Source organism: Paenibacillus sp. FSL R7-0163 (assembly GCF_037969975.1).
In the GTDB taxonomy this organism is placed as follows: domain Bacteria; phylum Bacillota; class Bacilli; order Paenibacillales; family Paenibacillaceae; genus Paenibacillus_AQ; species Paenibacillus_AQ odorifer.
Genome location: NZ_CP150224.1, coordinates 663,412 through 679,079 on the forward strand (window position 1 = coordinate 663,412; position 15,668 = coordinate 679,079).

12 protein-coding genes are annotated in these 15,668 nt (G+C 44.5%); all 12 read left to right on the plus strand.

The window, feature by feature from the left end; genetic code table 11:
* Positions 1-64 precede the first annotated feature (64 nt).
* The 12 genes from ispG to NST45_RS02850 all read left to right on the plus strand — a co-directional run bounded on the left by ispG (position 65) and on the right by NST45_RS02850 (position 15,667).
* Positions 65-1,192, plus strand: coding sequence for a flavodoxin-dependent (E)-4-hydroxy-3-methylbut-2-enyl-diphosphate synthase (ispG, locus tag NST45_RS02795; RefSeq protein WP_036685055.1), 1,128 nt, complete (start codon positions 65-67; stop codon positions 1,190-1,192).
* A gap of 133 nt (positions 1,193-1,325) precedes the next feature.
* Positions 1,326-1,997, plus strand: coding sequence for a BlaI/MecI/CopY family transcriptional regulator (locus NST45_RS02800; protein ID WP_076212918.1), 672 nt, complete (start codon positions 1,326-1,328; stop codon positions 1,995-1,997).
* Positions 1,975-2,166 (plus strand): hypothetical protein, encoded by a 192-nt coding sequence (locus tag NST45_RS02805; RefSeq protein WP_339824833.1) that lies wholly within the window; start codon positions 1,975-1,977, stop codon positions 2,164-2,166. Before NST45_RS02800 ends, NST45_RS02805 begins: the two co-directional genes overlap by 23 nt.
* Positions 2,167-3,499: 1,333 nt before the next feature.
* Positions 3,500-5,209, plus strand: a complete 1,710-nt coding sequence (gene lonB, locus NST45_RS02810) for an ATP-dependent protease LonB (RefSeq protein ID WP_038573063.1) — start codon at positions 3,500-3,502, stop codon at positions 5,207-5,209.
* Positions 5,210-5,442: 233 nt separating this feature from the next.
* Positions 5,443-7,806, plus strand: coding sequence for an endopeptidase La (lon, locus tag NST45_RS02815; RefSeq protein ID WP_076099438.1), 2,364 nt, complete (start codon positions 5,443-5,445; stop codon positions 7,804-7,806).
* Positions 7,807-7,818: 12 nt separating this feature from the next.
* Positions 7,819-8,487 carry a ribosome biogenesis GTP-binding protein YihA/YsxC gene (yihA, locus tag NST45_RS02820; RefSeq protein ID WP_036685063.1) on the plus strand — a complete coding sequence of 223 codons (669 nt, stop codon included), beginning with the start codon at positions 7,819-7,821 and terminating at the stop codon, positions 8,485-8,487.
* Positions 8,488-8,591: 104 nt separating this feature from the next.
* On the plus strand, positions 8,592-9,374 hold the full coding sequence (locus NST45_RS02825) for a CpsB/CapC family capsule biosynthesis tyrosine phosphatase (protein ID WP_076148194.1): 783 nt from the start codon (positions 8,592-8,594) through the stop codon (positions 9,372-9,374).
* 135 nt (positions 9,375-9,509) lie between these two features.
* Complete coding sequence (locus NST45_RS02830) at positions 9,510-11,507, plus strand: S-layer homology domain-containing protein (RefSeq protein ID WP_076179314.1); 1,998 nt, start codon at positions 9,510-9,512, stop codon at positions 11,505-11,507.
* Between the two features lie 119 nt (positions 11,508-11,626).
* Positions 11,627-12,406 carry a Wzz/FepE/Etk N-terminal domain-containing protein gene (locus tag NST45_RS02835; RefSeq protein WP_036685072.1) on the plus strand — a complete coding sequence of 260 codons (780 nt, stop codon included), beginning with the start codon at positions 11,627-11,629 and terminating at the stop codon, positions 12,404-12,406.
* Positions 12,387-13,073, plus strand: a complete 687-nt coding sequence (locus NST45_RS02840; protein WP_036685074.1) for a CpsD/CapB family tyrosine-protein kinase — start codon at positions 12,387-12,389, stop codon at positions 13,071-13,073. The genes NST45_RS02835 and NST45_RS02840 overlap by 20 nt, the downstream gene beginning before the upstream one ends.
* Positions 13,074-13,114: 41 nt before the next feature.
* A complete protein-coding gene (locus tag NST45_RS02845) occupies positions 13,115-14,947 on the plus strand; it encodes a nucleoside-diphosphate sugar epimerase/dehydratase (protein WP_076148190.1) in 1,833 nt (610 codons plus the stop codon).
* Positions 14,948-14,971: 24 nt separating this feature from the next.
* The gene (locus NST45_RS02850) at positions 14,972-15,667 is read left to right on the plus strand and encodes a hypothetical protein (RefSeq protein ID WP_076148188.1); all 696 of its coding nucleotides are present in this window, start codon (positions 14,972-14,974) and stop codon (positions 15,665-15,667) included.
* The last annotated feature ends 1 nt before the right edge of the window (position 15,668 follow it).

Consider the following 15,668-nt stretch of genomic DNA (forward strand, 5'->3'; position numbering starts at 1 on the left):
TTATCCCGCTTCACATTAGCGGGAGCGAAGGGGTGGAGCTTTGGCGTTATGGGGGAGAAAAATCATGTTCTTGAGACACCAAACCCGTCCTGTCAATGTTGGCGGGCTCATTATTGGGGGAAACAACGAGGTTGCGATTCAAAGCATGTGTACAACCAAAACCGCTGATGTGGAGGCTACTGTAGCTGAAATATTGCGGCTTGAGGAAGCAGGCTGCCAGCTGGTACGCGTAACTGTCAACAATGAAGAGGCGGCTGCCGCAATCAAGGAGATCAAGAAACAGATTCATATCCCACTCGTAGCGGATATTCATTTCAACTATAAGCTAGCGTTGATGGCTATTGAGAACGGCATCGATAAGGTACGGATTAATCCGGGGAACATTGGTCGTCGCGAAAAGGTAGAAGCGGTAGTTAAAGCATGTAAAGAAAAAGGAATTCCGATTCGGATTGGTGTAAACGCCGGTTCTTTGGAGAATCACCTTTTGGAGAAATACGGATACCCAACCCCAGAAGCCATGGTAGAAAGTGCGTTATACCATATTGGTATTCTGGAGGAACTGGATTTCCACGACATTATCGTCTCTCTAAAAGCATCAGATGTGCCAATGGCCATCGAAGCTTATCGTCAGGCTGCGGAAGTCATTCCTTATCCGCTACACTTGGGGATTACAGAATCCGGCACATTGTTTGCGGGTACAGTGAAAAGCTCCGCTGGTATCGGTGCACTGCTCTCTATGGGCATCGGCAGCACCCTGCGTATCTCGCTTAGTGCCGATCCGGTTGAAGAGGTTAAGGTGGCGCGTGAGCTGCTGAAGACGTTTGGTCTGATCTCTAACGCGGCGACGCTGATCTCTTGTCCGACTTGCGGACGACTGGATATCGATCTTTTCTCCATCGCTAATGAGGTGGAAGAATACATTTCGAAGCTTAAGGTGCCTATTAAAGTTTCTGTCCTTGGCTGTGCTGTTAATGGTCCTGGTGAGGCACGTGAAGCAGATATCGGTATTGCTGGTGCTCGTGGGGAAGGTTTGCTTTTCCGTTACGGACAAATGATCCGTAAAGTGCCTGAAGCTGAACTCGTGAACGAGCTGAAAAAGGAAATCGATGCGATCGTGGTGGCTTACGAGGCAACAGGCGAAATCCCAGGCCGCGCGCACGCTAACCTTGCACCTCCGGTGCAGTCGAAGTAACTTGGTCTTTTACGAATATATAATTCGTTAATAATACGTGGCGAAGAACGCCCTGTGCAGCTCCGGTAAATCCGGGGCCCATGGGGCGTTTTTTTTGCGTTTATTCTTATTTTGGAGGAAGGGATGAGTAAACATGAACTATGAACAAGCCCATGAAAAATTTATTGCGCATCATCTTGCAAACAGAACGGGCGAACGGCGGGGGAGGCTGGAGAGAGGTCATGGTCACGCAGAAAAATTATTTTTGCAGAACGTCTGGTGGCCGCTTCGTGGTGACTTCAATGATCTTCATCCGGAGTATGAGGTGCTGGATTTACAGAGACGGGCTTATTTTGCTGATTTTGCTTTTTTGCCGGGGCCGATCAAGCTCTTGTTTGAGATTAAAGGGTATGCAGCTCATGTAAGAGACATGGATAGGCTGAAGTATTGTAATGAGCTAAATCGTGAAACTTTTCTGTACGGAATGGGTTATCAAGTAATTTCATTTGCCTATGATGATGTTGAACAGCGCCCTGAGTTATGTGTTACACTGCTGCGTTTGGCGCTAAGCCGCTACCAAATTGTAGATGCACCGCGTGGCAGATTGCTAATCGCTGAGAAGGAAATCATGCGTTTAGTGGTGCGTCAAGCTGGGGTGATACGCCCTAAAGAAGTCGCTGATTATTTCACGCTAGATCCCAAAACAGTACGCATGATGCTAAAGAATCTCTGTGAAAAAGGCTGGCTTACCCCTGTGAAGAGGGGAATCGGCGTCAAAAATGTTGAGTATAAGCTGGCTCGTGATGTTCTTTATTACTGGGATTGATAATTGTAAAGGCTGGTGGCTGGTGGCTGGTGGCTGGTGGCTGGTGGCTGGTGGCTGGTGGCTGGTGGCTGGTGGCTGGTGGCTGGTGGCTGGTGGCTGGTGGCTAATGGCTGATGGAGGCTATATTATTGAAGTAGTTTATGTAGGAGTAATTAATGTAACAGTTTAGCCTATGTAATTGATGTATCTGGTGGAACTTATGGAGTTGTTGGTGCTATTGTAGCTGATGTAACTGGTGTAGATGACGTAGCTAATGTTGAAATGGATAAAGTAGTAAAAGTGGCTGATGGAGCAGGTGTAGCTGAAGTAGTTTGATGGGACTGATCATATAGGCGTAACAATTTTGGCCATGACTTTTGCTGAAGGTGGGAATTTGAAAAAGAAGGTATGTGAAGGAGCTTGATGTGAAGTCCGTTATGAAGTAAAACGCAACAATTAGGGAAATTCTCCCTGAAATAAGCCGATTATGGCTCGAAATCAAGCTTTTTAGGGAAAAACTCCCTAATAAAAGGAGCATTTCCCTCATTTATGTGTGATTTGACCGATAATCAGGGAGGATTTCCCTAATTAGCAGTTGAAAGGTCGTGAATTACTGATAAATAGGGAGTATTTCCCTAATTATTTGGCTGGGTACCAATGATACTTAGATTTTGTACTAAATAGGTTGTTTCTACGAACATAGAAGATACAAACTCATACGTTCAGCAAACTAAGTTAACTCTGCGTCTTAGAAGTAACTCACCGTGCCCAGCTGACTTAGCCTCTAGAAGTAACTCACCGTGCCCAGCTGACTCAGCCTCTAGAAGTAGCTCACCGTCCCCAACTGACTTAGCCTCTAAAAGTAACTCACCGTGCCCAGTTGACTTAGCCTCTAGAAGTAACTCACCGTGCCCAGCTGACTTAGCCTCTAGAAGTAACTCACCGTGCCCAGCTGACTTAGCCTCTAGAAGTAGCTCACCATTCCCAGCTGACTCAACCTCTAGAAGTAGCTCACCGTCCCAGTTGACTCAGTTTCTAGAGTAACTCAGCTTCTAAAAGTACCTCGACGAACTCAACTAACTAACATCTACAGGAAACTCCCAACTTCCTCACCCTTAGCTGTAAAGTCGCAGAATTAGGTTCCTCACCCTACATAGCATCGATCACGATCCTCAGTTACTAAGTTCAACGGCTCGACATATCACCACAGTTCCTCAAATTCCCTTTCCACTAATCTCTCCCGTATTTCTCCGCGATTTTCCGCATTTCTCCGCATTTCTCCGCATTCCTTCTTCTCCAATCTCCTTTCTAACCACCTCAACAATCTCCTTTTTAAAATTTACATAAGCTACATTTGCACTCCCCACACTCATTATTGCCCTTATAGTTAATTATCAGAGTCTATCCTACTGCAACAATTCAACAAATCCTCAAATTCGCGTTTACTAATTACCGAAACGGCTATACTACCTAATAGTAGCCAAGGGTGGAAAGGTAGACTGAACGAAACAGGAGGATGACCTATGGAATTAAGTATAGTTGTGATGATCGTGCAGCTCTTTTTCGCGCTGGTTATCGGCGTATACTTTTGGAATCTGCTGCGGGGTCAGAAGACAAATAAGACAGCGGTGGAACGAGAGTCGCGCAAGGAACTGGACAAGTTACGGAAAATGCGGATGATTACATTAACTAAACCATTGTCGGAGAAAACACGTCCGGCTTCTATTGGAGATATTGTCGGGCAAAAGGATGGGCTGCGCGCCCTGAAAGCCGCACTTTGCAGCGCTAATCCGCAGCATGTGATTATTTATGGTCCGCCGGGAGTCGGCAAGACTGCGGCAGCGCGTGTTGTCATGGAAGAGGCGAAAAAGAATGTGCTTTCTCCTTTTAAAAGTGACGCCAAATTCACAGAGATTGATGCCACAACCGCTCGTTTTGATGAGCGTGGTATTGCTGACCCGTTGATCGGATCCGTGCATGATCCTATTTATCAGGGTGCAGGAGCCATGGGGGTGGCGGGGGTGCCACAGCCGAAACCGGGAGCGGTGACTAAGGCGCATGGCGGGATTCTTTTTCTGGATGAGATAGGAGAACTTCACCCCATTCAGATGAATAAGCTGCTTAAAGTGCTTGAGGACCGGAAGGTACTGCTAGAGAGCGCTTATTATAATTCGGAGGATAATAATACTCCGGCTTATATTCATGATATTTTTCAAAATGGATTGCCTGCTGATTTCCGGCTAGTTGGCGCTACTACGCGTTCTCCGGATGAGATTTCACCTGCATTGCGTTCGCGCTGCATGGAGATTTATTTCCGCCCGCTGCTGCCGGATGAGATTGCCGTCATCGCGCGTGACGCGATACAGAAAATCGGGCTTAAACCAAGTCCGGAAGCTGTCACTGTGGTGCAGCAGTATGCAACCAACGGCCGGGAAGCAGTTAATATGATTCAACTGGCTGCCGGATTAGCTTTAACTGAACAGAGAGATACACTAAATGCTGCTGATGTGGAATGGGTAGCGGGCAGCAGCCAGCTTCCGCTGCGTACGGAACGCAAGATTCCTTCGGCACCGCAGATTGGATTAGTCAATGGTCTTGCCGTGTATGGACCGGGGATGGGTACTCTGCTCGAAATCGAAGTCTCCGCAGCGCCTGCTGTGAACGGCCAGGGCAGACTGAACGTGACAGGTGTGGTGGATGAAGAAGAGATCGGTGGAGGCTCCCGCACGATTCGGAGAAAAAGTATGGCAAAGGGCTCGGTTGAGAATGTATTGACCGTACTGCGTACGATGAATCTGGAGCCCGATCGTTATGATCTACATGTGAATTTTCCAGGTGGAACACCGATTGACGGGCCTTCGGCAGGGGTGGCGATGGCAGTAGCAATCGTATCTGCTATTCGTGGACTTCCCGTGGATAACACTGTAGCGATCACAGGTGAGATAGGCATCCATGGACGAGTCAAGCCAGTGGGTGGTGTAATTGCCAAAGTGGAAGCTGCTTTTCAAGCTGGAGCCACTACAGTGCTTATTCCAAAAGAAAACTGGCAGTCTCTCTTCGCTGACCTTGCGCCATTACGCGTTATTCCAATGGAAACAGTAGAAGAGGTGTTCCGTCACCTGTTCGGTGCCGATACAGCAGATGTAAGGCTGCCTGCAGTTGCAGGAGAGCTGTTCTCTGCAGCACCTTCACTCCTAAAGGCCGATGCCGCTGGTGAATCTGCAAAGGGTTAAACTAAATTGACCCTATTTCGAAGAATAAGGTGAGATTTGTCGCTGTAAAATAAAGGAGGCTGCAGGCAATTCTGCTGCTTCCTTTTTAAATGCTACAAGAAACGTTGTCTCTATTTAAGGAAAAGCAAGTCGGTTCTTCTTGAAATCTAAGGACTCTGTTGGTGTTTTGGGGCTGCTTTTGTTAGAATGAATGCATATGAGATTAATTGAGAGCCATGGGAGGTGCGAAAGCGATGATGACAAATAAAACAAAAGGTCGTCGTTTTCCTTTATTGCCGCTAAGAGGGCTTCTTGTGTACCCAAGCATGGTTCTTCACTTGGATGTGGGCCGTGAGAAGTCAGTTCGGGCGTTAGAGAAAGCTATGGTTGAAGATAATTTGATTCTTCTTTGTTCCCAGTCGGAAGTGAATATTGAAGAGCCAGGTCAGGACGATATTTTTCGGGTCGGTACTGTCGCCAATGTGCGGCAAATGTTGAAGCTTCCAAACGGTACGATACGTGTACTGGTTGAAGGTGTAGAACGGGCCGAAATTATTAATTATATCGATAATGATGAGTACTATGAGGTTATGGCGCGTGAGCTGCCGGAAGATGTAGATAGCGATCAAGAATGTGACGCGCTGATGCGTACAGTACTCAATCAGTTCGAACACTATATTACGTTATCCAAAAAAGTGACCCCAGAGACCCTCGCTGCTGTATCCGATATAGAAGAGCCTGGTCGACTTGCGGATGTCATTACGAGTCATTTATCGCTAAAAATTAAGGATAAGCAAGAAATTCTTGAGACGATTGATGTTAGTAAACGGTTGGAGAAGCTTCTTGATATTCTTAATAATGAGCGTGAAGTACTGGAGCTTGAACGTAAGATCAATCAACGTGTCAAAAAACAAATGGAAAAGACGCAGAAGGAATATTATTTGCGTGAGCAAATGAAAGCGATCCAGAAAGAGCTCGGCGAGAAGGAAGGCCGGGTAGGAGAAGCGGAAGAGCTGCGGACGCTAATGGAAGAGAAAAATGTTCCGGAACGCGTGAAAGAAAAGATGGAGAAAGAAATCGATCGTCTGGAAAAAATGCCAGTCAGCTCTGCGGAAGGTGGCGTCATTCGCAACTATGTGGATTGGCTGCTCAGTCTTCCTTGGAGTGAACAGACAGAGGATGATCTTGACATCAAAAAGGCCGAGCAGGTACTTGATGAGGATCACTACGGTTTGGAAAAACCAAAGGAACGGGTATTGGAATATTTGGCCGTTCAGCAGCTGGTTAAGAAGCTTAAGGGTCCTATTCTATGTCTTGTAGGTCCTCCAGGTGTGGGCAAAACCTCACTGGCTCGTTCCATCGCCCGTTCGCTCAACCGCAAGTTCGTCCGTATCTCGTTAGGTGGTGTACGTGATGAGGCGGAGATTCGAGGTCATCGCCGGACTTATGTAGGTGCGATGCCGGGCCGGATTATCCAAGGCATGAAGACGGCGGGTACGATTAATCCGGTTATCCTATTGGATGAAATCGATAAGATGGCTGCGGATTTCCGTGGAGATCCATCTTCAGCGCTGCTTGAGGTGCTGGATCCAGAACAAAACAACACGTTTAGTGATCATTTTGTAGAACTGCCGTTCGACTTGTCGAACGTAATGTTTGTAACAACAGCGAACGTAGTGCATAATATTCCGCGTCCTTTGCTGGATCGGATGGAAATGCTGTTCATTCCAGGTTATACGGAACTGGAGAAACTTCAAATCGGCAGCCGTTATCTATTGCCTAAGCAGAAGAAAAACCACGGTCTTGCAGAAGATCAACTGATTATCGAAGACGATAGCTTATTACGCATTGTCCGCGAATATACCCGTGAATCCGGTGTGCGTAATTTGGAGCAGCAGATTGCAGCATTATGCCGCAAAGCTGCGAAACAAATCGTGTCTGAGGAAAAAGAGAAAGTGATCATTCTTCCTGACGACATCAAGGATTATCTTGGGGCTTCCAAATATCGTTACGGTATGGCCGAGCTTGAAGATCAGATTGGTACCGTCACTGGGTTGGCTTGGACTGAGGTCGGTGGGGATACACTGCTGATCGAAGTTACGGTTGTGCAGGGAACAGGTAAACTAACCCTCACCGGACAGCTGGGCGATGTAATGAAGGAGTCGGCACAGGCCGCATTCAGCTATACTCGTTCGAAGGCGGAGGAGCTGGGGCTCCAGCCCGATTTTTATGAGAAGATTGATATTCATATCCATATTCCAGAAGGTGCAATTCCGAAAGATGGTCCGTCAGCAGGGATTACGATTGCAACCGCATTGATCTCCGCACTCACGAAACGTTATGTTTCCAAGGATGTGGCGATGACAGGTGAAATTACCTTGCGGGGACGTGTTTTGCCAATTGGTGGATTGAAAGAGAAATCTCTTGCCGCTCACCGAGCTGGATATAAAAAGATCCTTCTTCCCAAAGACAATGAACGGGATTTGAAAGATATTCCTGAGAGCGTACGTAATGATGTTGAGTTCGTACCGGTATCTAATATGGATCAGGTCTTGCATCATGCGTTAGTTGAGCATCATAATGAAATTAGCAGTGAGCCACCGAGTAGTGTGCATTAGAAAGGAAGTCCTATGAAAGTTAATATTGCCGAATTTATTATCAGTGCCGTTGGCCCTGATCAGTACCCTGATGATTCCTTGCCAGAGGTTGCTCTGGCAGGGCGTTCCAATGTGGGGAAGTCTTCCCTCATTAACCGAATGATTAACCGTAAGAATCTGGCTCGGACAAGCTCCACGCCTGGTAAGACACAACACATGAACTATTACCGTATCAATGAAGACAGCATGTATTTTGTTGACTTTCCAGGTTACGGGTATGCCAAAGTCTCCAAGACGCAACGTGCGGTGTGGGGGAAAATGGTTGAGAAATACCTCTCTGAGCGCGATACGTTAAAGCTGGTTCTGCTTATTGTGGACCTGCGGCATTCGCCTACCAGCAATGATAAGATGATGTTCGACTGGTTGAAGCATTATGATCTTCCTATGTGTGTTGTAGCGACCAAAGCGGATAAAATTCCGAAGACACGCTGGCAAAAACATATCAAGACCATGAAGCAGGAGCTGGGCGTGCTGCCAGGGGATAATTTTATTCCATTCTCCTCGGAAATTGGTCTTGGCAAAGACGAGCTTTGGGGCTTAATCGATGGGTATATTCGCCCTTCTGAGAATGAATCTCCGGATTCAGAGGATGCTGAAATGATAGCAAATGAATCTCAGCAAGAGGAGTCAACTGAAGCGTAAGATATGAACTCATTTACAATCAAGCAACCATTCCTGGTGGGAATGGTTGTATTTTTTTGTTGATAAAACTAAAATTTCTATGGAAAAGGACCGATAGATAACATATGATAGATATTCACTGCCACATCTTACCCTTTTTGGATGACGGAGCCTCTGATTGGGAAGCTGCTCTTGCCATGGCGCAAGACGCCCACAGAGAAGGGATTACTTCAGTCATCGCCACGCCACATCACGCCAACGGTCAATATATGAATAACGCCCCCAAGATTAGAGAAGCTGTGGAGCTGATGAACGAAAGACTTCGTCAGGCTGGTAATCCACTGCTTGTTCTTCCAGGTCAAGAGATCCGTATCTACGGTGAGCTGCTGAATGATCTGGAGCGGGGGGAACTGCTGAGTCTTGCAGATTCGCGGTATATTTTACTGGAAATGCCTTCTTCACGAGTACCACGCAACATGGAAGAAATCTGCCACGAGCTAATCATTCAAGGTTTCGTTCCGATCATCGCCCATCCGGAGCGCAATGCTGAAATAGCTGCTGATCCTTCTAAACTAGAGAGATTGATAGAGCTAGGATCACTTGGGCAGGTAACCGCACAGAGTCTTGCAGGCGTTTTCGGGAATAAGCTACAGAAGCTGTCACTGGAGCTATGCCGTAGAAATGCAGTACATGTGTTGGCCTCTGATGCACATGACAGTGTTCATCGTCCTTTTGGATTAAACGCTGCTTATGTGGTTATGGAGAAAGAATTAGGCCCTGAGCTGCGTGACTATGTTCGCGGTAATGCTCAGCAAATTATGACCAATGGCGAGGTTATTCATGGAAAACACGTACAAACAAGGAGAAACCGACAAAAATTGTTTGGATTTTTTTTCCGAAAGGGCTGACTAATCTACCTTATAGTGGTAGAATGGGTTTTATTGGGTGATTTAATGCTATTCGTAATAGCGTAGCATTTGGGCGAATTGTTCTAGGTCTATGGTAGTACAGTATTTTAATACATAAGAAGAGGTGGATATTTAGTGACTTTGAAAAAGAAACTAGTAGTATCAACATTAGCAGCAAGTATGGTAGCAGCATCCGTAGCGGGTCTTCCGTTGGGAAGCCTTGGAGCAGTAGGTACAGCATCTGCGGCTACAGTAAGTAGCAGTGCAGCAGTTAAGGATAAGGTTCTTGCTGTTTACAAACAATTGACCGCAACAGATGCAGTTTATCTCTACAATTTGAAGACTGAGGTTGCAGCACTGAGTGAGAAAGAATTTACAGAAATTTTTGCTCCAGTACTGAACAAGCTTTCACTGGATGGAGAAGAAACAAAAACATCACTTAAATTGTTCCAAAGCGTTACTAGTGTAGTCTACGATGTCTATGGAAATGACTACTCAGGAATCCAAGTGATCCGTAACGATGACAAAAACATTGCTTTGGTAAGCAAAATTGCAGCTAAAGCGGGTGTGTCTGGACTTACTGTTGATAGTGTTGCTGAATTCTTGAGCAGTATTGAAACAGAACTTCGTGATCTGGTAAGCAGCAAGTCCACTTCAGATTTGTTGGCAATTCTCACATCCGAATCCGGTTACGATACTTTGCTGAATGAAGCTATTGCGAAAGTATTGAGCCATACAACAGGAACAGGAGCACTCACAGTAAGTCAAGCGTTGGACAAGCTTGGAGTTACTGCTAGTGATGTGAAAGAAACACTGAAAAACTTGAACAATAATATTAAATCCGCGAAACCTGCGGCGAAATCACTTGCATTTGCTTATATTAAAGCCTACGGATTAGGCGATAATGGCAACGGTAATGGCAATGGCAATGGCAATGGTAATGGTAGTAGTGGAAGCGGGAATGGAAGTGTTACAACGCCTGTAGCTCCTGTTCAAACTCCAGGAATCTATGACGTATCTAAGCTGGTAAGCATTGTTGACGGTAAAGCAACCTTGAAATTGATTGATGCTGATGTAATTAAAGAATTTGATAAACTGGTTGCAGCGAACCCTGGTAAAACTGGTCTTACTTTGACCCTGAATCTGGGAACAGTAAACGCTACTACAGTTGAAGTTCCACTTTCCCAAGCTATTATTGAAGCTGCAAAAGCTAAAGGTATTGCGAATATCGCCGTTACTTTCAACGGTGTAACTGTAACGATTCCTGTAAGCCAATTCAGCACAGCGATTTCATTGACAGTAACTACTGCTAAACCAGAAGTTGTAACTTCCGTTACCAAGCTGAAATTGGCTTCGGATGTGTACGAATTCACACTTAGTGTGAACGGTGTAGCACAAAGCACATTTAAACAACCAATTACTATCAAATTGCCACTTAAGAATACTGATGGTCTTGATAAAGAATTGCTTTCCGTTGGTAAACTTGTATACGGCGACCTGCAATTCCAAGGTGGAGTTCTTGATGGAGATTTCATCGTAGAACCACGTGATACATTCTCTTCTTACGCAGTACTTGAGAATAAAGTCTCCTTTAATGATATTGCTGCTGTACAAGCATGGGCTGGTAGACAAATTCAAGTCGTAGCTGCTAAAGGTGCGATTGAAGGAGTCGGAGCAGGTAAATTTGCACCGAAGAGCAACGTAACTCGTGCTGAGTTCTCCAAAATGCTGATTCGTGCGCTAAACCTGGAAAACAACTCTGCTGTACAAAGCTTTAGCGATGTAAGTTCAACTGCTTGGTATGCACCATATGTAGCAGTTGCAGCAGAAAAAGGGATTATTACTGGACGCAGTGCGGCCAAATTTGATCCTAATGCAACTATTACACGTGCAGAAATGGCAACAATGATCTCCCGTGCGTTGAAATCTATCAATCCTGATGCAAAAACCGATTCTACTGCAATCAGCAAATTCTCTGATGCTGCTAAGATCAGTGCATCCCTAAGAGATGGCGTAGCGTTTGCAGCAAGCCACAACCTGGTTATCGGAAATGCTGGCAAGTTCAACCCGAACGATACAGCTACCCGTGCTGAAGCAGCAGTAATTATCTACCGTACTATTAACTTCAAGTAAATAAAACTTATAGTATACAGCCTCCTCTCATGTAGGTGAGAGGAGGCGATTTTTTTGCAAATAGGGAAGATTTGAACAGGCATCGAAATATTTCAGAAATAGCTTGGGGGTAATTTCACTTGTCATCACAAGAATTGGATCTTCGCGATTATTTTCAGATCGTCAGGAAGAGACTATGGCTCATTTTCAGCATAGTTGTATTGGTGTGCGGTATTGCTGGTGTATATAGTCTGTATATTAAAAACCCGGTATATGAGGCATCCACGAAGATTATCGTTAACCAAACACCAACGCAGTCAGCGGTGGGGCAGCTTGATTTAAACCAGATTAATACCAATATTCAATTAATTAATACGTATAAGGAAATTATTAAGACTCCGGCCATTCTTGATATTGTTACAAAGGATTATCCGCAATTCAATATCACTGCGGAAGAGCTATTAAAAAAGGTTAATGTGAGTTCCGTAAATAATACGCAGGTGATGACACTTGTCGTTCGAGATAATTCTTATCAGCGGGCTGCTGAAATCGTGAATGCCATTTCACTTGTGTTCAAGGAAGAAATTCCAAGTCTATTTAATGTGGAAAATGTATCGATTCTGAATGAAGCTAAAGTGAATCCAACTGTTGAGCCACGGCCGGTAGAACCAAATGTTTTACTGAACATGGCTATTGCTTTTATCGTCTCTTTGATGATTGGATTAGGGATTGCCTTCCTGCTGGAATATATGGATGACACCCTGAAGACAGAAGCTGATATTGAGAAGTATCTTGGTTTGCCTACCATAGCTATGATTACAAGATTGGGTCAAGATGAAAGCAAACAAGGTGCCGCACAAACACAGAAACAATCATCCAGAAAGGCGGGGGACCTCGAACATGTCACAGCTTCCAAATAAACAACGCCATCTGATCACCGTTACGAACCCACGCTCTCCTGTCTCTGAAGCGTTTCGCGCATTGCGCACGAATATTGATTTTTCTTCTGTAGATCAGACTATTCAAGTGATTATGGTCACTTCATCCGGACCGGAAGAAGGTAAATCTACGGTATCTGCTAACCTGGCGGCAGCTTACGCACAAGCAGATAAAAGAGTGTTGTTGATTGATGCCGATTTGCGGAAGCCGACGGCACATAAGACTTTTACACTAAGCAACCGTTTTGGTTTATCCTCCCTACTGTCTCAACAGGCAGTTCTTGAGGACACTGTCCAAGACTCCGGTGTTAATAATCTTTCAATTATGACCTCTGGACCAATCCCGCCCAACCCAGCGGAAATGATGGCATCTAATCGGATGAGCACTCTTTTACAGGATTTGCGTCAGCGGTATGATGTCATTCTTATTGATACTCCACCATTATTAGCGGTTACGGATGCACAAATTGTGGCCTCGAAGAGTGATGGCGTTATTATGGTTGTCAGTTATGGTAAGGTGAAACGCGATATCGCAGTAAAAGCTAAAGCTAATCTAGATCGTGTAGGTGCAAAAATGCTCGGCGTTGTTCTCAATAATGTAAAACGTAAAGCTAGTGAAGGGTACTATTACTACTACTATGGAAATTGATTTATTCATAATTAAAAATGTTATTTTTGGAGGCACTGAAAATGACAGCGAAATCTAGAGTGATTCTTTTGTTCTTCATTGATCTTGCGATCATTTGGTTCAGTATTGTGACATCTTATTTGTTTCGGTACCCTAACCATGCTCTTCAGGAATACGTTGTACAGATGCTGCAATTTGGTTTGATTGCAACATTTGCATTTGGTGGAAGCCTTATATACTTCGGTCTTTACCGAAGAATGTGGCAATATGCCAGCATCGGTGAAATTATATCGGTTTCTAAAGCTATTGTAGTAGGGTCTTTATTTTCATTTGCACTGGCATATCTAATTTTGCCGGATAGAGTACCTCTTGCCATAGAAGTTCGGTCGATGGAGACTATTCTTTTATTAGTAGGTGGAGTCCGATTTTTGTGGAGAGTACTTCATAATGATCGAATCAATTACAAAGACACTAAGACCCATACACTAATTGTAGGTGCTGGTGATTGTGGGATATTAATTGCTCGGGAAATGATGGGCCCCTCTTTTGCGCATACCAAATTAGTCGGTTTCATTGATGATAATGCGAATAAATACCATATGTACATTATGGGTGTTCCTGTAATTGGAAATCGTTATGCAATCCCAGCTATTGTGAAAGAAAGAGAAATTCATGAGATTATCATCGCCATGCCCTCTGTTTCACGTACTGAGATTTCTGAAATTATTAATCTTGCCAAAAAGACTGGAGCAAAGCTGAAGATTATACCGGCTCTTAATGATCTGATCGCTGGAAAAATATCAGTTAAGAAACTTCGGGATGTTAGCGTAGAAGATTTATTAGGTCGTGAACCGATCGTAGCTGATTTGAACAGTATTTTAGGTTATGTACATCATAAGACGGTGTTAGTTACAGGAGCTGGGGGCTCTATTGGTTCAGAGTTATGCCGGCAGATTGCTCCTTTTGGTCCAGACAAGCTAATGTTACTTGGGCACGGTGAGAACAGTATTTACACAATTGAAATGGAGCTTCGTAAGTGTTTTCCAGAGTTAAACATTGTGACTGTGATAGCAGATGTACAGGATCGTAGTCGGATGATGGACATATTCAGTGGCCATAGACCGCATGTAGTCTTTCACGCAGCAGCACATAAACACGTTCCTTTAATGGAGCGTAATCCTTCGGAAGCTATTAAAAATAATGTTTTCGGCACCAAAAATGTTGCGGATTGTGCAGATAAATATGGTGCCGAGAGATTCGTAATGATCTCTTCTGATAAGGCCGTTAACCCAACTAGTGTAATGGGTGCTACTAAACGAATTGCGGAAATGTATGTGCAGAGCCTGCACACTACAAGTCAAACGAAGTTTTCTGCTGTGCGTTTTGGGAATGTTCTTGGCAGTCGCGGCAGTGTAATTCCAGCCTTTAAGCAGCAGATCGCTGCCGGGGGGCCAGTCACTGTCACTCATCCAGAAATGGTGCGTTATTTCATGACGATTCCGGAAGCTGTTCAGCTTGTCATCCAATCTGGTTCTTTCGCCAAAGGCGGAGAAGTGTTCATTCTGGATATGGGAGAGCCGGTTAAGATTCTAACGTTGGCGGAAGACTTAATTACGCTCTCTGGATATGAACCCTATAAGGACATTGATATTCATTTCTCCGGTATTCGTGAGGGTGAGAAGTTATATGAAGAGTTACTTACAGATGAAGAGAATTTAGGCTCTACAGATCATGGAAGAATTTTCATTGGTAGACCTAATGTTATAAGTCTGAATCAGTTAGAACTGGAGTTTAAACGATTGGAACGTGTTCTCGCTGAGGAACCAGAAGTCATACGCGAAATTATCAATCAGATTGTACCGATGCAGCCCGTTGCCCAAGTTGCTATTAGCTAAGTAATTCATAAAGGAGGGTATAAAGTGTTCAACAAACGATGGAAAAAGATCCTTTTATGGACGCTGTCAGTTATTGTAGTGCTGGGTGTTGGTGGCTTGTTCGCCGCGAATTATGCTGTCGATAAGCTGATGAATTCAATGGCAGATGGTTTTGATCTGGAGTCTGAGGATAATGTTGGTGGTCAAGATCAAGGAACAGCACCAACTGATACAGTTGATGATAGTAATGTCGAACCTGTAAAGTCTGCGGTACCTTCTACCCCACCAGTAAATGATGAGGGAAGTAGTAATCAAAGTACTAATAATAACGATAAACCTAGTGGAGAAACAACAGCTTCTACTACTAGTGAACCGACCAAAGCTCCATCATCAGAACAAAAAGATGGCTCTTCAGATGGTTATACAGCACAGGTCTCCACGGATAAAGCTAAGCAAATTCAAGAAAATGTAACGATTAAAGACAAAGCAGATGTCGCTTCTATTGTGCTTGGTCAGCTTAGTGTATCGGATATTAATCGTCTTAAAGATTTGGCAAAGGGTGGCTTAACGCTTGATGAAAAGCGGGAAGCACGCAGTATAATTCTTGGTAAAGTATCCGAAGAGCAATACAATGAGCTTTCTCAGATTGCTAAGAAGTATGGTGTTAGTCAAGGGAAGTCACGTGACCAAATTATAGCTGAAGAAGAACAATTAAAAGCGAAAGAAAAGGGAAGTGAATAAA

Bases quoted from the DNA above. Each gene is read 5' to 3' on its own strand.
- yihA (WP_036685063.1), top strand. From the start codon at position 7,819: ATGAAAGTTAATATTGCCGAATTTATTATCAGTGCCGTTGGCCCTGAT.
- NST45_RS02800 (WP_076212918.1), top strand. From the start codon at position 1,326: ATGAACTATGAACAAGCCCATGAAAAATTTATTGCGCATCATCTTGCA.
- lonB (WP_038573063.1), top strand. From the start codon at position 3,500: ATGGAATTAAGTATAGTTGTGATGATCGTGCAGCTCTTTTTCGCGCTG.
- ispG (WP_036685055.1), top strand. From the start codon at position 65: ATGTTCTTGAGACACCAAACCCGTCCTGTCAATGTTGGCGGGCTCATT.
- NST45_RS02845 (WP_076148190.1), top strand. From the start codon at position 13,115: ATGACAGCGAAATCTAGAGTGATTCTTTTGTTCTTCATTGATCTTGCG.
- NST45_RS02805 (WP_339824833.1), top strand. From the start codon at position 1,975: ATGTTCTTTATTACTGGGATTGATAATTGTAAAGGCTGGTGGCTGGTG.
- NST45_RS02825 (WP_076148194.1), top strand. From the start codon at position 8,592: ATGATAGATATTCACTGCCACATCTTACCCTTTTTGGATGACGGAGCC.
- NST45_RS02840 (WP_036685074.1), top strand. From the start codon at position 12,387: ATGTCACAGCTTCCAAATAAACAACGCCATCTGATCACCGTTACGAAC.
- lon (WP_076099438.1), top strand. From the start codon at position 5,443: ATGATGACAAATAAAACAAAAGGTCGTCGTTTTCCTTTATTGCCGCTA.